General features: G+C 65.7%; 18 protein-coding genes. 13 read left to right on the top strand and 5 right to left on the bottom strand.

Annotated elements, in window-relative coordinates:
* The first annotated feature begins 3 nt into the window (after positions 1-3).
* Entirely contained in the window at positions 4-2,031 is a 2,028-nt protein-coding gene (gene paaZ / locus ASE00_RS20015) for a phenylacetic acid degradation bifunctional protein PaaZ (protein WP_082594876.1), read from the top strand.
* A 74-nt stretch (positions 2,032-2,105) separates the two neighbouring features.
* Positions 2,106-2,690 (top strand): TetR/AcrR family transcriptional regulator, encoded by a 585-nt coding sequence (locus ASE00_RS20020; protein ID WP_056383494.1) that lies wholly within the window; start codon positions 2,106-2,108, stop codon positions 2,688-2,690.
* Positions 2,691-2,873: 183 nt separating this feature from the next.
* Here ASE00_RS20020 and ASE00_RS20025 read toward each other — a convergent pair whose 3' ends face one another.
* Positions 2,874-3,350 carry an Lrp/AsnC family transcriptional regulator gene (locus ASE00_RS20025; RefSeq protein WP_056383495.1) on the bottom strand — a complete coding sequence of 159 codons (477 nt, stop codon included), beginning with the start codon at positions 3,348-3,350 and terminating at the stop codon, positions 2,874-2,876.
* Between the two features lie 113 nt (positions 3,351-3,463).
* On the opposite strand from ASE00_RS20025, the gene ASE00_RS20030 reads away from it, so the two are divergent.
* The 5 genes from ASE00_RS20030 to pdeM all read left to right on the top strand — a co-directional run bounded on the left by ASE00_RS20030 (position 3,464) and on the right by pdeM (position 9,634).
* Positions 3,464-4,684, top strand: a complete 1,221-nt coding sequence (locus tag ASE00_RS20030; RefSeq protein ID WP_056383496.1) for an amino acid aminotransferase — start codon at positions 3,464-3,466, stop codon at positions 4,682-4,684.
* Positions 4,685-4,701: 17 nt separating this feature from the next.
* Positions 4,702-6,780: a transketolase C-terminal domain-containing protein gene (locus tag ASE00_RS20035; protein ID WP_056383497.1), complete on the top strand. Its 2,079-nt coding sequence runs from the start codon at positions 4,702-4,704 to the stop codon at positions 6,778-6,780.
* 11 nt (positions 6,781-6,791) lie between these two features.
* Positions 6,792-8,093, top strand: coding sequence for a dihydrolipoamide acetyltransferase family protein (locus ASE00_RS20040; protein WP_056383498.1), 1,302 nt, complete (start codon positions 6,792-6,794; stop codon positions 8,091-8,093).
* 115 nt (positions 8,094-8,208) lie between these two features.
* Entirely contained in the window at positions 8,209-8,847 is a 639-nt protein-coding gene (locus ASE00_RS20045) for an MSMEG_1061 family FMN-dependent PPOX-type flavoprotein (RefSeq protein ID WP_056383626.1), read from the top strand.
* A gap of 124 nt (positions 8,848-8,971) precedes the next feature.
* Positions 8,972-9,634, top strand: a complete 663-nt coding sequence (pdeM, locus tag ASE00_RS20050; protein WP_056383499.1) for a ligase-associated DNA damage response endonuclease PdeM — start codon at positions 8,972-8,974, stop codon at positions 9,632-9,634.
* Positions 9,635-9,637: 3 nt separating this feature from the next.
* Here the strand turns inward: pdeM and msrA are convergent, their stop codons facing one another.
* The 3 genes from msrA to ASE00_RS20065 all read right to left on the bottom strand — a co-directional run bounded on the left by msrA (position 9,638) and on the right by ASE00_RS20065 (position 12,561).
* Positions 9,638-10,375: a peptide-methionine (S)-S-oxide reductase MsrA gene (gene msrA, locus ASE00_RS20055; protein ID WP_056383500.1), complete on the bottom strand. Its 738-nt coding sequence runs from the start codon at positions 10,373-10,375 to the stop codon at positions 9,638-9,640.
* 286 nt (positions 10,376-10,661) lie between these two features.
* Positions 10,662-11,864 (bottom strand): pyridoxal phosphate-dependent aminotransferase, encoded by a 1,203-nt coding sequence (locus tag ASE00_RS20060; protein ID WP_056383501.1) that lies wholly within the window; start codon positions 11,862-11,864, stop codon positions 10,662-10,664.
* Between the two features lie 67 nt (positions 11,865-11,931).
* Positions 11,932-12,561: an aminotransferase class IV gene (locus tag ASE00_RS20065; protein ID WP_056383502.1), complete on the bottom strand. Its 630-nt coding sequence runs from the start codon at positions 12,559-12,561 to the stop codon at positions 11,932-11,934.
* A gap of 200 nt (positions 12,562-12,761) precedes the next feature.
* Here ASE00_RS20065 and ASE00_RS20070 point away from each other — a divergent pair, with 200 nt between their 5' ends.
* Positions 12,762-13,430, top strand: coding sequence for an MBL fold metallo-hydrolase (locus ASE00_RS20070; RefSeq protein WP_056383503.1), 669 nt, complete (start codon positions 12,762-12,764; stop codon positions 13,428-13,430).
* A 34-nt stretch (positions 13,431-13,464) separates the two neighbouring features.
* Here the strand turns inward: ASE00_RS20070 and ASE00_RS20075 are convergent, their stop codons facing one another.
* Complete coding sequence (locus tag ASE00_RS20075; protein WP_056383504.1) at positions 13,465-13,896, bottom strand: MAPEG family protein; 432 nt, start codon at positions 13,894-13,896, stop codon at positions 13,465-13,467.
* A 158-nt stretch (positions 13,897-14,054) separates the two neighbouring features.
* Between ASE00_RS20075 and rpmF the strand changes: the two genes are divergently transcribed.
* The 5 genes from rpmF to ASE00_RS20100 all read left to right on the top strand — a co-directional run bounded on the left by rpmF (position 14,055) and on the right by ASE00_RS20100 (position 17,114).
* Entirely contained in the window at positions 14,055-14,234 is a 180-nt protein-coding gene (gene rpmF / locus ASE00_RS20080) for a 50S ribosomal protein L32 (RefSeq protein WP_056383505.1), read from the top strand.
* Between the two features lie 24 nt (positions 14,235-14,258).
* Positions 14,259-15,323: a phosphate acyltransferase PlsX gene (gene plsX / locus ASE00_RS20085; RefSeq protein WP_082594878.1), complete on the top strand. Its 1,065-nt coding sequence runs from the start codon at positions 14,259-14,261 to the stop codon at positions 15,321-15,323.
* On the top strand, positions 15,320-16,279 hold the full coding sequence (locus ASE00_RS20090; protein WP_056383507.1) for a beta-ketoacyl-ACP synthase III: 960 nt from the start codon (positions 15,320-15,322) through the stop codon (positions 16,277-16,279). The genes plsX and ASE00_RS20090 overlap by 4 nt, the downstream gene beginning before the upstream one ends.
* A gap of 106 nt (positions 16,280-16,385) precedes the next feature.
* Complete coding sequence (locus tag ASE00_RS20095; protein ID WP_056383508.1) at positions 16,386-16,688, top strand: integration host factor subunit alpha; 303 nt, start codon at positions 16,386-16,388, stop codon at positions 16,686-16,688.
* A gap of 12 nt (positions 16,689-16,700) precedes the next feature.
* Positions 16,701-17,114, top strand: a complete 414-nt coding sequence (locus ASE00_RS20100; protein ID WP_056383509.1) for a MerR family transcriptional regulator — start codon at positions 16,701-16,703, stop codon at positions 17,112-17,114.
* Positions 17,115-17,135: the final 21 nt, after the last annotated feature.

The following is a 17,135-nucleotide window of genomic DNA, read 5'->3' on the forward strand; positions in this document are numbered from 1 at the left end:
ATGATGACTCTCGCCCTTCTCAACTACGCCGCCGACGCCTGGGTCGCACCGACCGGCGGGACCGAGCAGGTCCGTTCCGCGGTCTCGGGAGAGGTCGTCGCGACCCTCAGCAGCCAGGGTCTCGATTTCAAGGCGATGCTCGATCACGCCCGCAAGGTGGGCGGCCCGGCGCTGCGCGCGATGACCTTCCATGCCCGCGCCCGGATGATCAAGGCGCTGGCGCAGGCGCTGATGGAGCGCAAGGAAGAGCTGTACGCGCTGTCCTGGGCGACCGGCGCCACCCGCATGGACAGCTGGATCGATATCGAGGGCGGCGCGGGCACGCTGTTCACCACCTCGTCCAAGGGCCGCCGCGAGCTGCCCGACGATACCATCGTGATCGACGGCGCGCTGGAACCGATCGGCAAGCGCGGCACCTTCGCCGGCCAGCATGTCTACACGTCGCTGCACGGCGCGGCGGTGCACATCAACGCCTATAATTTCCCGGTGTGGGGCATGCTGGAGAAGCTCGGACCGACGTTGCTGGGCGGCGTGCCGGCGATCGTCAAGCCGGCGTCGTCGACCGGCTATGTCGCCGAAGCCGCCTTCCGCATCATGATCGAATCGGGCGTGTTGCCCGACGGCGCGCTGCAGCTCGTCATGGGGTCTGCGGGCGATCTGCTCGATCATCTCACCTGTCAGGACGTCGTGTCCTTCACCGGATCGGCGGCCACCGCGATGAAGCTGCAGGCGCATCCGGTGATCGCGCGCGAGTCGGTCCGTTTCGTTGCCGAGCGCGACTCGCTCAACGCTTCGGTGCTCGGCCCCGACGCGACCCCGGACAGCCCCGAGTTCGACCTGTTCATCAAGGAGGTCGCGCGCGAGATGACGGTGAAGGCGGGGCAGAAGTGCACCGCGATCCGCCGTGCCTTCGTACCCGCCGCGCTGCTCGACGCCGCCGAGGCGGCGTTGCAGGCGCGGCTCGCCAAGGTGGTGGTCGGCGACCCGCAGGTCGAGGGCGTCACGATGGGCCCGCTCGCCAGCCTGAGCCAGCTCGAGGACGTCCGCAGCCGCGCCCGCGCCATGGCGAAGGAATCGAAGCTGAGCTTCGGCGATATCGACAAGGTCACGGTGACCGGTGGAGCCGAAGGGCAGGGCGCGTTCATCTCGCCGCTGCTGTTCCGCAGCGACGATCCCTGGAGCGCACAGCTGGTCCACGACGTCGAGGCGTTCGGCCCGGTTTCGACCCTGATGCCGTACAAGGATCTCGACGATGCGATCGCGCTGGCCAATCGCGGCATGGGCAGCCTCGCATTGTCCTTCTTCACCTATGATCCGCAGGTCGCGCGTGACTTCGTGCTGGGCGCGGCGGCCTTCCATGGCCGCATCGTCCTGATCGATCGCGACAGCGCCAAGGAATCGACCGGCCATGGATCGCCGCTGCCGATGCTGATCCATGGCGGCCCCGGCCGCGCGGGCGGCGGTGAGGAGATGGGCGGCGTGCGCGGCGTGAAGCATTATATGCAGCGCTCGGCCTTGCAGGGTAATCCGCGCGTGCTGTCGGCGATCACCGGTCAGTGGCTGACCGGCGCGCCGCAGCCGACCGGCGATGTCCACCCCTTCCGCCAGCGCTTCGGCGAACTGGCGATCGGCTACACGCTCAACACCGCGTCGCGGATCGTGACGCTCGAGGATATCGAGCATTTCGCCAACTTCACCGGCGACACCTTCTACGCGCATATGGATGAGGAGGCCGCCGCGGCGAACCCCTTCTTCCCGGGCAGGGTGGCGCATGGCTATCTGCTGCTGTCCTTCGCCGCCGGGCTGTTCGTCGATCCCGCGCCGGGCCCGGTGCTGGCCAATTACGGTCTGGAAGGGCTGCGCTTCGTCAAGCCGGTCTCGCCAGGCGAGTCGATCAAGGTGTCGCTGACCGTCAAGTCGAAGACCCAGCGCAACGACGAATATGGAGAGGTCCGCTGGGCGGTGTCGATCACCGACAGCGCCGACGAACTCTGCGCCACCTATGACCTTCTGACGATGAACGCCATCTGAGAGGGGCGCAGGTGACGGACCGGCGAGGAGTTTCTACAAGCGCCGTCTGACGAGCGACGGGGACATAGGAACGCATGGCACGGACGCAGGCCGCCGATTATGGGGAACGCCGCGAGGCGATGCTGGATCAGGCGGCGGCGCTGTTCGCGCGCGCCGGCTTCCAGGGCGCGTCGATGACCGACCTTGCCGCGGCCTGCAAAGTCTCCAAGTCGCTGCTCTACCATTATTTCCCGTCCAAGGAGGACGTGCTGTTCGAGGTGATGAGCTCGCATCTCGAGCAGCTCGTCGATGATGTGAACGAGGCGATCGAGCGGGGGCAGGGCGACAGCGACAAGGTCAACGCGCTGATCCATGCCTTCATGCGGCACTATGCGGGCGCGGCGGACCGGCACAAGGTGCTGCTCAACGAACTCGGCAACCTGCCCGAGGACCGGCGCGGCGTGATCGTCGGCAAGCAGCGGTCGATCATCGATGCGGTCCAACTGCTTCTCGCCAAGCTGCCGGGCTCGCCCAAGGATGCGCCGCGCCTGCGCGCCTTCACCATGTTGCTGTTCGGGATGATCAACTGGACCCACACCTGGTTCGATCCGGCGGGGCCGGTCTCGCCCGACGAGCTGGCCGATATGGTGTCGGGGCTTATCCTTCCCAGCGCACGCTAGGTCTATTCTGAGCGGATTCAAACCCATCCGCTCATCCTGAGTAGCCCCTTCGACTGCCTTGCAGGCGCTCAGGACAGGCAGTGAGCTTGTCGAAATGGCGTATCGAAGGAGGGTCCTTCGATACGGGCCTTCGCCAGGCTCAGTCCCTACTCAGGATGAGCGGATTTATGAGGTCCGCACGGCTCACAACGGAATGCTGGTCTTGTACTTCACGCATTTGAGCGAGAAGTGCGACGCGGAGGAGGCGACGTCCTGCGCCAATATCTCCTGCATCAATATCTCCTCATATTCCTTGACGCTGCCGACCACGAGCCGGACCAGATAGTCCCACTCGCCCGACATCGAGAAGCACTCCATGATATTGTCGTGCTGCTGGGCAAACTCCTCGAACTTGCGGCGGGCGTCGCGATCATGCGCCTTCATGCGAACCTGGCAGAGCACATCGAGGCCCCGGCCGACCCGCTCGCGGTCGAGCAGGCGCACCGCCGGGCCGAGCACGCCCTTCTCCTCTAGCGCGCGGATGCGCCGCCAGCAGGATGCCTGTGACGCGCCGACTTCCACCGCCAGATCGGCATGGCTGATATTGCCGCGCTGCTGCAGGCTGGTCAGAATCTTGCGGTCCAGCGCATCGAGGATGATGGGGAGATTATTGTCTTTCATATTTCACCATGATGCGGAACGTTTAATTCAAATCAATGGCTGAACATGCCAAATCTGAAAAGCAATATGCAAGCAATATGAGATAAATGCATCCCGATAATGGGGATGCAGATATGTCGCTGAATGCCGTCGAACCATCGACCCTTGTCGAAGCCGAGGAAGCAGGCCTGTTTCCGGGCGCGCTGAGTGCGCAGCCCGCTGATAGCCTGCTCGCCTTGATCGGGGCCTATCGCGCCGATCCGCGCGCGGGAAAGATCGATGTCGGGGTCGGCGTCTATCGCGATCCGCAGGGGCGCACCCCGGTGTTGCGCGCGGTGAAGGAGGCCGAACGCCGTCTGGTCGCCGAGCAGGAGAGCAAGGGCTATCTGGGGCCCGAAGGCGACACCGGCTTTTTCGAGGCGCTGAAGCCGGTCATCTTCGGCGATGCCGGACATGGCACGCGCCTGACCGGCCTGCAGACACCGGGTGGGACGGGCGCGTTGCGCCTCGCCGCAGAGCTGATCGCGCGCTTCAATCCGCAGGGGCGGGTCTGGATCGGTGAACCCACCTGGCCGAACCATCATCCGATCCTGAAAGCAGCAGGCCTCGAACTCGCTGCTTATGAGCATTTCGATGTCGCGACCCAGCGGCTGACCTTCGGCCGCGCGCTTGACGCGCTGGGGCAGGCGAAGCGCGGTGACGTCGCGCTGTTGCATGGCTGCTGCCACAACCCGGTCGGCGCCGATTTCGACGCGGCGCAGTGGCAGGAACTGGCCGATGTGATGCGCGCGCGCGGCGTGCTGCCGCTGATCGACCTCGCCTATCAGGGGCTGGGCCGGGGGCTCGACGAGGACGCGCAGGGGGCGCGGATCGTCCTCGACACGGTGGGCGAGGGGCTGCTCGCTTATTCGTGCGACAAGAATTTCGGTCTGTATCGCGAGCGGGTCGGCGCGCTTTACGCGTTGTCGCGCGATGCGGACACCGCATCGGTCGTCCAGTCGAACCTGCTGTCGCTGGCGCGCGCCAACTGGTCGATGCCGCCCGATCATGGCGCGGCGATCGTCCGGGTGATCCTGTCCGATCCGGCGCTGACCGCCGACTGGAAGGCCGAGCTTGCCGAGATGCGCGACCGCATCCGCGGCATCCGCATTCTGCTCGCCGCCGCCGATCCGACGCTGTCGCCGCTCACCGGCCAGCACGGCATGTTCTCGACCCTGCCGCTCACCCCGCAGCAGGTCGCCCGGCTGCGCGAGGAGCGCGGCATCTACATGCCCGCATCGGGCCGCATCAACCTCGCCGGTCTCACCCCCGAGACCATCCATGCCTTCGTCGACGCGCTCGCGTCGCTCCGCTGAATCAGGACGTCCTCCCCATGGCTACCCGTGCTCTCAAGGTCGATCGCCGCAATGCTCCCGACGAGAATGTCGACTGGAAGCGCGTCGCCTATCTCGTCCATCTGTCGCGTGCGCTCGACCATATGGAGGAGACCCGCCTCGTCCCCGAGAAGGAGGTCCTCTATCAATTCTCCGCGCGCGGCCATGACATGGGGCAGATCCTGCTCGGCTGCCGTCTCGACAATCCGCAGGATGCGAGCTGCGGCTATTATCGGTCGCGCCCGCTGCTGCTCGCGCTCGGCGTCGATGTCGCCGACGCGCTGGGTTCGGCGATGGGCCGCGCGGGCGGCTATTCGGACGGCCGCGATATCGGCGTGGTGTTCAACTTCCCCAATCCCAACGGCGCGTCGGCGCTGCCGATGTGCGGCGGCGTGGGGGCGCAATATACCCCGACTGCGGGCTGGGCGCAGGCGATCGAATATTATCGCACTGTCGTGAAGGACCCCGCCTATGACAAGGCGCTCGCGGTCGTGCTCGGCGGCGACGGATCGGTCGCGTCGAACGGCTTCTGGGCGGCGCTGACGATCGCGACGACGCAGAAGCTGCCGATGCTCTTCTACATCGAGGACAACGGCTTTGGCATCTCGGTGCCCTCGACCTTCCAGACCCCGGGCGGCAATATCGCCGCCAATCTGGCAAGCTGGAACGGTCTGGAGATATTTTCCGGCGACGGGACCGATCCGGCGGAAGCCGCGCGGCTGGTTGATGAGGCGACCGCCTATGTCCGCGATCAGCGTGCGCCCGCATTGCTGCGCCTGACCGTGCCGCGCCTCCAGGGCCACAGCTTCCAGGACACGCAGACTTATAAGTCGGCGAACGTCGTCGAGGCCGAATGGGCGCGCGATCCGCTGCCCAAGCTGAAATCCTACCTCGTCCCCGCCGTGCTGAGCGAAGCCGAATGGGACCAGTTGCAGGATGACGCGCAGGGCGTCGCCGAGGCCGCGTGCGAGGAAGCGCGGGCGCGTCCGATTTCGATGCCCGCCGATGTGATGAAGAACGTCTTCTTCGAGGGCGAGATGCAGGCGGAAGGCGGCATGGCGCTGCACGGCTATGTCGCCCCCGTCGCAACCGAGGAAGCGAAGCCCGAGGGGCAGCGCATCAACATGGTGACCGCGATCCGCCGCACCCTCGATCACGAGTTGACGATCAACGACAAGGTCGTGCTGTTCGGCGAGGATATCGGCCCCAAGGGCGGCGTCCACGCCGTGACCCTGGGTCTCCAGGAAAAATATGGCACGGCCCGCGTCTTCGATACCTCGCTGTCCGAAGAAGGGATCATCGGCCGCGCGGTCGGCATGGCGCTGGCCGGGCTAATGCCGGTGCCCGAGATCCAATTTCGCAAATATGCCGAGCCCGCGACCGAGCAGATCAACGATTGCGGTACTATGCGCTGGCGCACCAACAACCGCTTCGCCGCGCCGATGGTGGTGCGTATACCGGGCGGCTTCTTCAAATGCGGCGATCCTTGGCACAGCCAGACCAACGAGGTCGCCTTCGTCCACAATCCGGGCTGGAAGGTCGCGGTGCCGTCCAATGCCGAGGATGCGGTCGGTCTCCTGCGCGCCTCGTTGCGCGGCAACGATCCGGTGATCTTCTTCGAACATCGCAATCTGCTCGACCTTGCCTGGGCGCGGCGGCCCTATCCGGGCGACGATTTCGTCCTGCCGTTTGGCAAGGCGAAGCTGACCCGCCAGGGCAGCGACATCACCATCGTCACCTGGGGCGCGATGGTGCCGCGGTGCGAGGATGCGGCGGCGCATGTCTCGGCCGACGTGATCGACCTGCGCACGCTGATGCCGTGGGACCGCGAGGCGGTGCTCGAATCGGTGCGCCGCACCCGCCGCTGCATGATCGTGCATGAGGATCTGCAGACTGCGGGCTTCGGCGCGGAGATCGCCGCGGTGGTGGCCGATGAGGCGTTCATGGATCTCGACGCGCCGGTCGCGCGGGTCACCATGCCCGACATCCCTAGTCCGCATAATCCCGTGCTGCTCGATTGGGCGGTGCCGTCGGTCGAGCGCATCCGCGCCAAGATCGACGAGCTGATCGCGTTCTGAGGGGGCTGACCATGGGCTACATCGACATATTGGTGCCCGCCGAACAGGAGGGTACGAAGGCCATCGTCCGCAGCTGGCTGAAGCGTGTGGGTGAACGGGTGGAGGAGAATGATCCGCTCGTCGAGCTGGAGACCGACAAGGTCACCCAGGAGGTTCCCGCCCCCGCGACTGGGATCATCGAGGAAATCATCTTGCAATCCGACGCAGAGGCCGAGCCTGGCGCTTTGCTCGGCCGTCTGCGGATCGGAGCGGCGGTGGATGGCGCGGAAGCGCCGGCCGCTGCCGGGGATGCCGGGGCCGCACCTGGGGAGGTGGCGCTAGCGCCGGCACCGGCATCCCTCCCTGCTGCCGGCGGCGGTACGAACGCGATGGCGCAGGCGCTGTCGCCGTCGGTTCGCCGCGCGGTGCGCACCCACAATATCGATCCGGCGACGATCACCGGCACCGGCCGGGCCGGGCGGATCACCCGCGCCGATGTCGACAAGGCCGTCGCCGCGCGGGCCGAACCTTCCGTGCCCGTCGCGACGGTTGTTGCGGTTCCCGCGCCGCAGCCCGCATCGCGCCCGGATGCGCCCGCCCCCACGGGTGGCGTGCGCTCGATCCCGCATGACCGGATGCGGCTGGCGATCGCGCAGAACATGCTCAACAGCGTGACTGTCGCCCCGCACGTCACCGCAATGTTCGAATGCGATTTCTCGGCGATCATGGCGCATCGCAGGAAGCATAAGGATGCCTTTGCGAAGGACGGCGCGAACCTGACCTTCACCGCCTATTTCATTGCCGCCTGCGTCGCGGCGATGAAGGCCGCGCCCGCGATCAACAGCCGCTGGTATGACGACCGGCTCGACATCTTCGACGACGTCAACATCGGCATCGGCACCGCGCTGGGCGACAAGGGGCTGGTCGTGCCGGTCGTCGGCCAGTGCCAAGAGCTGTCGCTGCTCGGCATCGCGAAGCGGTTGACCGACATGGTGGAGCGCGCGCGCGCCAACAAGCTGACCCCGGCGGACATGCGCGGCGGCACCTTCACCATTTCCAACCACGGCGTGTCGGGGTCGCTGTTCGCGACGCCGATCATCATCAGCCAGCCGCAATCGGCGATTCTGGGCATCGGCAAGACCGAGAAGCGGGTCGTGGTGCGCGAGATAGATGGCGTCGATACGATCCAGATCCGCCCGCTCGCCTACGTGTCGCTGACGATCGACCATCGGGTCGTCGATGGGCACCAGACCAATGGCTGGCTGTCGCGCTTCGTCGAGGTGATCGAAACCTGGCCAGTCGACGGGAGTCACGCCTTTTGCGCTCTTTCGTGATAGCGGGAATCCATAAGCGTCAAACCGCGAGAGGTTAGCCTGGGAGAATATGGACCGCCGTGCGGATGACAGGTTGATGCGGCGACAGCATAAAGGCGCAGCGAAGGAGCCGACCATGGATCGTGACATCGCCTATCTGAACGACGCGGAACTCAGCGCGCTCTATGCGCCGCCGGGTGATCTGGTGCAGCGGGCGGTCCGAAGCCATCTGACGGACTTCCACCTCGAATATCTGCGCAGCGCGACCTTCTTCATCCTGGCGACTGGGAGCAGCAACGGGCTCGACGCCTCGCCGCGCGGCGGAGCGGCGGGAATCGTTCAGACGATCGACCGCGAGACGGTTTGTTTCGCCGATTGGCCCGGCAATAATCGGATCGAATCCTTGCGCAACATCGTGCGTGACGATCGCGTCGGCCTGCTCTTCATTTTCCCTGGTCTCGATATCTTCATGCGGATCAACGGGCGCGCCGGAGTGACGGTCGATGGCGAGATACTCGACAGGCTGAAGGAGGGCACGCGCCGGCCGAAGACCGCTGTGGTGGTCCGCATCGACGACGTGCTCTTCCACTGCGGCAAGGCGGTCAACCGCGCCGGTCTGTGGAAGGCCGACAGCCAGCTCGACCGCAAGGCATTCCCCAGCCCCGGCGTCATGATGAAGGAACTCGCCGAGGTGACGGACGTGCCCGCCGAGGATCTCGACGCCGGTTACAGCCATGCGATGGTGAACGATCTGTACGGCGAACCGGAGCATTGATCTGCTTGGCGGGACGTGGAACTCCTCGTCATCCGGCGAGGGCGGCAGCCTCGATGCGGCGGGGCGTGCGGTCTTCGGTTGCGGAGGGGATTGCGATGCCCGTGCGCCCGATATATCAGGCGGCATGGTTCCCTTTTCGTTCTGTTCGGTCGACTTGTGTGCATTGGCGGAGGGCGGTCTGTTCCACGCCCCCTCCCGCAGCCTCATGCTGGCCGATCTCCATCTCGAAAAGGCAAGCAGCTATGCGTTGCGCGGCCAGATGCTCCCGCCTTATGATTCCATCGAGACGCTGCGTCGTGTCGCGGCCTTGATCGATCGCACGGGCGCGCAATCGCTGTACTGCCTGGGCGACAGCTTCCACGATCGCGGCGGAATCGCGCGGTTGCCGGATGAGGCGTTGGGCCTGCTGGGCCTGCTGACCGCCAAGACGCGCTGGACCTGGATAACCGGCAACCATGACGCGGTGATCACCGATCCGCTCGGTGGCCATGTCGCCGCCGAGGTGGAACTGGACGGGCTCTGGCTTCGTCACGAGGCCGACCCTAGCGATCCGCGCCCCGAGATATCTGGACATTTTCACCCAAAATATCAGGTGACCCTGCGCGGCCGCCGGGTTTCTCGGCCATGTTTCGTGGCGGGACGGAGCAAGCTGATTCTGCCGTCCTTCGGGGTGCTGACCGGCGGCATGAACGCCGCCGACCCCGTCATCCTGAAGGCGGTCGGCGCGGATGCGCGCGCGCTGATCGCGGTGCAGGAGAAGCTGCTGGATTTTCCACTGGCCGCCTGAGGTCTACCCAATCGGATAGACCGTCACGGGCTTTTGCTGGAAATGGCGCGGAAAGGCGACGCGAAGTGCTTCGACCTTGGGCAGATCATTGTAGACGATATATGGATAATCGGGCTTCCGGGTCAGGAAATCCTGATGATAGCGCTCCGCCGGATAGAAGCCGCGATGGCGCTCGACCTTGGTCACGATCGGTGCCTTCCACGCCTTCGCCGCGCGCAGCTGCGCGATATAGGCCTCGGCGACGGCCCGTTGCTGCGGTGTCGTCGGGAAGATCGCGGTGCGATATTGGGTGCCGCGATCGGGCCCTTGACGGTTGAGCGTGGTCGGATCGGCGACCACCGCGAAAAAGATGCGCAGCAATGTGCCGTAGCTGATCTTGCCGGGATCATAGGTGATTTTCACCGCCTCGGCATGTCCGGTCGTGCCCGATCCGACCGTGTCGTAATTGGCGGTCTGCGCCTGGCCGCCCGCATAGCCCGAGACAGCCGACACCACGCCGCCGACATGCTGGTACACGCCTTGCACGCCCCAGAAGCAGCCGCCCGCCAGCACGGCGGTCGCGGTCTTTCCGGTCTCGGCCGGATCGACCGCGGGGGCGGGAACACGCACGATCGGGCCGGCATCGACCCTGGGTGCCGGAGCGACTGCCGGGCTGCGAGTCGCCATCATTCCGGCTGCGCCGAGCAGCAGGAGACCCGCCGAAATTCCGGCGATGAGCGGCCGGTTAGGACTGTCCGTCAAAGGGGATCCTTTTTCTCATCCTGTGACCATTATGTCACACAGATGGGGGCCAGCCAAACATTTTCAACGATTTGGCACTTTTGTTTGCCCTCAAACGCCGGGCGGCGGGCCTCCGCCCGCCTTGGCTTCCTCGCATAAGCTCGGGCGGCCGTTCGGCCTTGGGTGCCGCTGGAGCGTCCCGGCATCGGAGCCTGTAAAGGCTCCGCAAGCGCAAAGCGCGCGCCGGACCCGGACGTAGTCCGGGGAGGATAGTCAGGTGCGCGGATGCGCACGCCGGCGCCTGAGGCTACTTCAAAGCCGCGCAGGCGGCCTGGATGCGGGTGCAGGCTTCGGTCAGGATCTCTTCCGACGTCGCATAGCTGACGCGGAAAGCGGGCTCGAGACCGAAGGCCGCGCCGTTGACTGCAGCGACGCGGGCATCGTCGAGGAAATAGTCGATCAGGTCGGAATCATTGGCGATCTTCTTGCCCGCCGGGGTCGACAGGCCGATCAGCCCCGAGACGTCCGGATAGACATAGAACGCGCCTTCGGGCGTCGGGCAGCTGACGCCCTCGATCTGGTTGAGCATCGCGACGACGAGGTCCCGGCGCCTTTTGAAGGCGTCGTTGCGCTCCTGGAGGAAGCTCTGGTCGCCGTTGAGCGCAGCGGTGGCGGCGGCCTGCGCGATCGAGCAGGGGTTGGAGGTCGACTGCGACTGGAGCTTGGCCATCGCCTTGATCAGCGGGGTCGGCCCGCCGGCGAAGCCGATCCGCCAGCCGGTCATCGAATAGGCCTTCGAGCAGCCGTTGATGGTCAGCGTCCGCTCGTACAGGTCGGGCGCGACCTGGGCGATGGTCGCAAACTCGAAGCCGTCGTACAGGATATGCTCGTACATGTCGTCGGCCATCACCCAGACATGCGGGTGCCGGCGGATGACCTCGGCGATCGCCTTGAGCTCGTCGGCGCTATAGGCCGCGCCGCTCGGGTTCGACGGCGAGTTGAGGAGCAGCCATTTGGTCTGCGGGGTGATCGCGGCCTCGATCTGCTCGGGGGTTACCTTGTAGTTCTGCGCCGCGCCCGCCTTCACGAACACCGGTGTGCCGCCCGCGAACTGGACGATGTCGGGATAGCTGACCCAATAGGGCGCGGGGATGATCACCTCGTCCCCTGCCGAGACGGTCGCGACCAGCGCGTTGAACAGGGTATGCTTGCCGCCGACGTTCACGCTGATCTGGTTCGCTTCATAGCTCAGCCCGTTGTCGCGCTTGAACTTCGCGGCGATCGCCGCCTTCAGCTCGGCGGTGCCATCGACATTGGTATATTTGGTCTGGCCGTTGCGGATCGCCGCGATCCCCGCTTCCTTGACGAAATCGGGGGTCGGGAAATCTGGCTCGCCTGCCGAAAGGCCGATCACGTCGACGCCCTTCGCCTTCAGCTCGAGCACCCGGCTCGTCATGGCGAGCGTCGGCGAAGGCGAGATGCGGTTGAGGGCAGGGGCGATGAGGCTCATGGCGAGGCGCTTTCCTGATTGGGTCGGTTAGGAATCGCGGGCGCTATAGGGGAGGGAGCCCCCGGCCTCAACCGTGCTTGTGCGGCGCAACCAATCTTGCCGCGATCAACCCGCGCAGCGAATTGCCGATGAAGAAACCGTCGGCGAGGTCCTCGACGCGGACATCCGCCTCATAGGCCTCGCCGCGGTCCAACAGGATCTCGCGCAATATGCCGGGCAGCAGCGCGCCGCCGCGCGGTGTCGCCAGCCTGCCGTCGCGCATGACGAAGATATTGGTGAAGCTGCCTTCGGTCAGCAGCCCGTCCGCGCCGGCGAAGACGACCTCGAACGCCCCGGCGTCGCGGCGGGCGTCGTCGTAGAAGGCGCGATCGGTGGTCTTGTGGACCAGCCGCGGATCGTCTGGCGCGACCGGCAGGGGGGTAATCGCGACGTCGACGGGTTCGGCCGGCCTGGGCGGCATCGGGCGAACCTCGATCGCCAGCGCGCCGCTCCGCGACAGCATCAGCCGGATTCGCGCATCCTCGACCAGGCGGAAGGTCGCGGCCTGGAGATCGTTGCGGCAATCATGGCGGTTGAAGGCAAAACCGAGCGCTTCGGCGCTGGCCTTCATCCGCGCGAGATGGCGTTCGAGTTCGACGAAGCCGTCGACCGCCTCGAAGCGCATCGTCTCGATCAGATCGAATGCCCGTGCCGCCATCGCGACCAAATGCCCCTGTTACAGTTGCCCTGGATAGATACGCCGCTGCCGGTCGGTTGGTTTCGATTCGGCAGCAGGGCCGGAACCTAGAGGCAAGTTCCCGATTCGCCTCGAAAATTTTCTTATGGCCGCATTTTTTACGTCGCAGCCCTGCGTGACCGCGCCTTGCAATGTCGGCTGGCATTGATCATCTCGGGCCCATGGACAATGAAGCCCAGCCGCCGCTCAAGGCCGTGATCGTGCCGGTTACCGCCTTTCAGCAGAATTGCACCTTGCTCTGGTGCACCAGGACGATGAAGGGCGCCTTCGTCGATGCAGGCGGTGATCTCGATCGGCTCAAGGCCGCGGCCCGGCAGCATGGCGTGACGATCGAGAAGCTGCTCGTCACCCATGGTCACATCGATCATTGCGGCGGCACCGGCATCCTGGCCGAACAGCTCGGCGTGCCGATCGAGGGGCCGCATCCCGAGGACCGTTTCTGGATAGCGCGGCTGGGCGATGATGGCCGCAGCTACGGGATAGAAGGCCGTCCCTTCGAGCCCGACCGCTGGTTGAACGACGGCGATCAGGTGACGGTCGGCGAACTGGTGCTCGACGTGATCCATTGCCCCGGCCACACTCCGGGCCATGTCGTCTTCTACCATCCGGCGTCGAAGCTGGCGCTGGTGGGCGACGTATTGTTCCAGGGGTCGATCGGCCGCACCGATTTCCCGCGCGGCAACCATGAAGATCTGATCGCGTCGATCACCAAAAAGCTATGGCCGCTGGGCAGCGATACCGCCTTCGTGCCCGGCCATGGCGCGATGTCCACCTTCGCCCACGAACGCGCGGGCAACCCGTTCGTCGGCGACAAGGTGGTCGGAATATAGATCCCGTCTCAGGCAGGAGCGCCTGAGATCCCCATCAATGCAGACTGTCGCTGGTCACCGTCGTGATCGTGCCGTTCCTGGTGGTGTAGGGAATGCTCAGCGCATAGCCGGCCAGGCCGATCAGCACGAGCCAGGTGGTCAGGATCCCAGCCGCCCGCAGCGGGTGCGGAGTCTGCTTGTCCATGCCAAAGGGGTGGAGGATTCGGCCGACGATATAGATGATGCCGACCGCCCACAGCCAGTTGCTGGTGCCGCGGGCAAGCTCGATCAGGCCGATCAGGATCAGCACGATCGGGGTATATTCGGCGAAGTTGAGCTGAGCCCGGGTCCGCGCGGTCAGCAGCGCGTTGCCCCCGTCGCCGATCAGCACCTTGGCCTTGAGCCGGATGGTGACGATGCGGACCGCCAGCCAGAGATTGACGATGGCGGCGGCGCCCGCGATGGTCAGCGTAATCGGTAGGATCATGTCAGCCCCTCCTCTGAGATGAACGGATGATTGGCAGGTCGCGGCGATACTTGCAACGCGGAGCGAAATCGCTATAGGTCGCGCGCTCGCGGCGAGCCCGGCCCTCAGCGTGCCGGGCGTTCGCCGCTTTATTTATTTAGTTAGGAATAGGTGCCGACATGGCCGTCCCGAAGAGAAAAACCACGCCCTCGAAGCGCAACATGCGCCGCAGCCACGACGCGCTTTCGGTCGAGTCCTATCAGGAATGCCCGAACTGCGGCGAGCTGAAGCGCCCGCACAATCTCTGCGGCGCCTGTGGCCACTATAATGGCCGCGAGATCATCTCCGTCGAGGCCTGATAGAGTCCAGCAGGGGACATGACAGTGGACGAGGCGCCGCGAATCGCACTCGACGCGATGGGCGGTGACGGCGGGCCGGCGACGATGATCGCCGGTGCGGCTATCGCCCGCGGGCGCGATCCGGCGCTGCGCTTCATGCTCTTCGGCGACGAGCCGGCGATTCGCGCTGAACTCGCACGTTTCCCGGTGCTCTCCGATTCGACGGTCGTCCATTGTGACGACGTGATCACCGGCGACGACAAGCCGAGCCAGGCGATCCGCCGGACCAAGACCAGCTCGATGGGCGCCGCGATCCTCGCGGTGAAGGACGGTCAGGCCGCCGCCGCGTTGTCCGCCGGGAACACCGGCGCGCTGATGGCGATTGCCAAGCTGTCGCTGCGGACGATGCACGGGATCGACCGGCCGGCGCTCGCTGCGCTGATGCCGACTCTTGGCGACAATGACGTCGTGATGCTCGATCTCGGCGCGAACACCGAATGCGATTCACGCAACCTCGTCGAGTTCGCGGTGATGGGCGCGGCCTATTCGCGGGCAGCGGTGGGCGTGAAGACGCCGCGCGTTCGCCTGCTCAACATCGGCACCGAGGAGCTGAAGGGCACCGGCGAGCTCAAGGAAGCCGCCGCCGCGTTGCGCCAGCAGACCAGCGGCGAATGGCGCTTCGACGGCTTCATCGAGGCTGACCGGCTGGGCCGGGGCGAGGTCGACGTGGTGGTGACCGACGGTTTCTCGGGCAATATCGCGCTCAAGTCGATCGAGGGCACCGCGCGCTTCATCACCGACCTGCTGCGCCGCGCCTTTTCCAGCTCGCTGCGCTCCAAGGCCGGTTTCCTGCTGTCGAAGCCCGCCTTCGCGCTGTTGCGCCACCATCTCGATCCGAACAATCACAACGGCGCGGTCTTCCTCGGCCTCAACGGGCTGGTGGTGAAGAGCCATGGCGGCGCGGACGCGAATGGCGTTGCCAACGCGATCGGCGTTGCGAACAGGATCGCCCGCGACGATATGACCCGCCGGATCACGGAGGACCTCGAACATTTCCGCGGGCGCCTGACCCAGCCCGACAATTCCCAGCCAGAAAGCAGCGTCGCATGAGCCGTCGCTCCGTCATCGCCGGCACCGGATCGGCGCTGCCGCGCCGCCGCGTCACCAATGCCGAACTGGCTGAGACCGTCGACACCTCAGACGAGTGGATCGTCGAACGCACCGGAATCCGCGCGCGCTTCATCGCTGGCGAGGGGGAGACGACCGCATCGCTCGCGACCGACGCCGCCCGCCGCGCGCTCGAGGCCGCCGGCGTCGCGCCATCGGAGATCGGGCTGATCGTGCTCGCCACGTCGACTCCCGATCAGACCTTCCCCGCTTCGGCGACGATCGTCCAGGCCGCACTCGGCATCGACGATTGCGTCGCCTTCGACGTTCAGGCGGTCTGCTCGGGCTTCCTCTATGCGCTTACCGTCGCGGACAGCATGATCCGCAGTGGCGCTGCGGATCATGCGCTCGTGATCGGCGCGGAGACGTTCAGCCGCATCCTCGATTGGGAAGACCGCACGACCTGCGTCCTGTTCGGTGACGGCGCGGGCGCGGTGGTGCTCAGGGCCGAGACAGGCGAGCGCGGTATCCTGGCCGCCAGGCTCCACGCCGATGGCCGGCACAACCAGCTGCTCTATGTCGATGGCGGCCCGTCGACGACACAGACGGTCGGCAAACTGCGCATGAAGGGGCAGGAGGTTTTCCGCCACGCCGTCACCAATCTGGCCCAAGTGCTGCGCGAAGTGATGGGTGCCGCAAATCTCGATGTTTCGGAGATCGACTGGGTGGTGCCGCACCAGGCCAATCGGCGGATCCTCGATGCCACCGCGCGCAAGCTGGGCCTGGCGCCTGAGCGGGTGATCGTGACCGTCGACCAGCACGCCAACACCTCCGCTGCTTCGGTGCCGCTCGCGCTTGACGTGGGGGTGCGCGACGGGCGCGTGAAGCGCGGCGACCTGCTGGTGCTCGAGGCGATGGGTGGCGGCTTCACCTGGGGCGCGGCGGCGGTTCGCTACTAGGATCGCCGCTCGCCGGAAGGTTGCAACGGAAGCCCTTGTGAATCGGCTTTGATTCGCCTCGGACTAAACGTAAGGTGACCGATACTCAATGTGATTGGGGGGCGGTATGGCGTTGGATCGGGGGACATTGACGCGAGCGGACCTGTCGGAGGAAGTACACCGGGAAATCGGCCTGTCACGGGCTGACTCGGCGTCGGTCGTCGAACAGATGCTCGAGCATATGTGCAGTGCGCTCGCCAAGGGCGAGAATGTGAAGATTTCGGGATTCGGCAGCTTCATCCTTCGCGAAAAAGGGCAGCGCGTCGGCCGCAATCCGAAGACCGGGGTGGAGGTGCCGATCGCACCGCGCCGCGTGTTGACCTTCCGGGCCAGCCAGATGCTGCGTGATCGGATTGTTGCGGGTAATTAAGGCGATTTTTCAATGAGTTCGGGCGGAGATAAAGCCGAGGACGCGTTCCGTACGATCGGAGAACTCTCGGCCGAACTCGGTATCCAGCAGCATATATTGCGCTATTGGGAAACGCGTTTTCCCCAGCTCCGGCCGCTGCAGCGGGCGGGCAACCGGCGCTATTATCGCCCTGCCGATGCGGCGCTGGTGCGCCGGATCCACAGCCTGCTCAACGAGCAGGGCTATACGATCCGCGGCGTCCAGAAGCTGCTCGCGCAGAAGGGGACACCGGAACCGGAAGCCCCGCCGTCACCGCCTGATCCCACGCCGATTGCGCCGCAGCCGGTGCTGGTGGTCAGCCAATCCGCCCTCCCCGCCCTCGCTCGGGCGGAACTGCTGGCGATTCGCGAATCGCTCGTCCAGGCGCTCGCGGCCGACATGGACTGAATCGAGGCGGCCGCTCGCTGC

The organism is Sphingomonas sp. Root710, from assembly GCF_001429065.1.
Taxonomy (GTDB): domain Bacteria; phylum Pseudomonadota; class Alphaproteobacteria; order Sphingomonadales; family Sphingomonadaceae; genus Rhizorhabdus.

Excerpts from the sequence above, each read along its gene's own strand:
- paaZ (WP_082594876.1), top strand. The coding sequence starts at position 4 with ATGACTCTCGCCCTTCTCAACTACGCCGCCGACGCCTGGGTCGCACCG.
- ASE00_RS20020 (WP_056383494.1), top strand. The coding sequence starts at position 2,106 with ATGGCACGGACGCAGGCCGCCGATTATGGGGAACGCCGCGAGGCGATG.
- ASE00_RS20025 (WP_056383495.1), bottom strand. The coding sequence starts at position 3,350 with ATGAAAGACAATAATCTCCCCATCATCCTCGATGCGCTGGACCGCAAG.
- ASE00_RS20030 (WP_056383496.1), top strand. The coding sequence starts at position 3,464 with ATGTCGCTGAATGCCGTCGAACCATCGACCCTTGTCGAAGCCGAGGAA.
- ASE00_RS20035 (WP_056383497.1), top strand. The coding sequence starts at position 4,702 with ATGGCTACCCGTGCTCTCAAGGTCGATCGCCGCAATGCTCCCGACGAG.
- ASE00_RS20040 (WP_056383498.1), top strand. The coding sequence starts at position 6,792 with ATGGGCTACATCGACATATTGGTGCCCGCCGAACAGGAGGGTACGAAG.
- ASE00_RS20045 (WP_056383626.1), top strand. The coding sequence starts at position 8,209 with ATGGATCGTGACATCGCCTATCTGAACGACGCGGAACTCAGCGCGCTC.
- pdeM (WP_056383499.1), top strand. The coding sequence starts at position 8,972 with ATGGTTCCCTTTTCGTTCTGTTCGGTCGACTTGTGTGCATTGGCGGAG.
- ASE00_RS20060 (WP_056383501.1), bottom strand. The coding sequence starts at position 11,864 with ATGAGCCTCATCGCCCCTGCCCTCAACCGCATCTCGCCTTCGCCGACG.
- ASE00_RS20065 (WP_056383502.1), bottom strand. The coding sequence starts at position 12,561 with ATGGCGGCACGGGCATTCGATCTGATCGAGACGATGCGCTTCGAGGCG.
- ASE00_RS20070 (WP_056383503.1), top strand. The coding sequence starts at position 12,762 with ATGGACAATGAAGCCCAGCCGCCGCTCAAGGCCGTGATCGTGCCGGTT.
- ASE00_RS20075 (WP_056383504.1), bottom strand. The coding sequence starts at position 13,896 with ATGATCCTACCGATTACGCTGACCATCGCGGGCGCCGCCGCCATCGTC.
- rpmF (WP_056383505.1), top strand. The coding sequence starts at position 14,055 with ATGGCCGTCCCGAAGAGAAAAACCACGCCCTCGAAGCGCAACATGCGC.
- ASE00_RS20090 (WP_056383507.1), top strand. The coding sequence starts at position 15,320 with ATGAGCCGTCGCTCCGTCATCGCCGGCACCGGATCGGCGCTGCCGCGC.
- ASE00_RS20095 (WP_056383508.1), top strand. The coding sequence starts at position 16,386 with ATGGCGTTGGATCGGGGGACATTGACGCGAGCGGACCTGTCGGAGGAA.
- ASE00_RS20100 (WP_056383509.1), top strand. The coding sequence starts at position 16,701 with ATGAGTTCGGGCGGAGATAAAGCCGAGGACGCGTTCCGTACGATCGGA.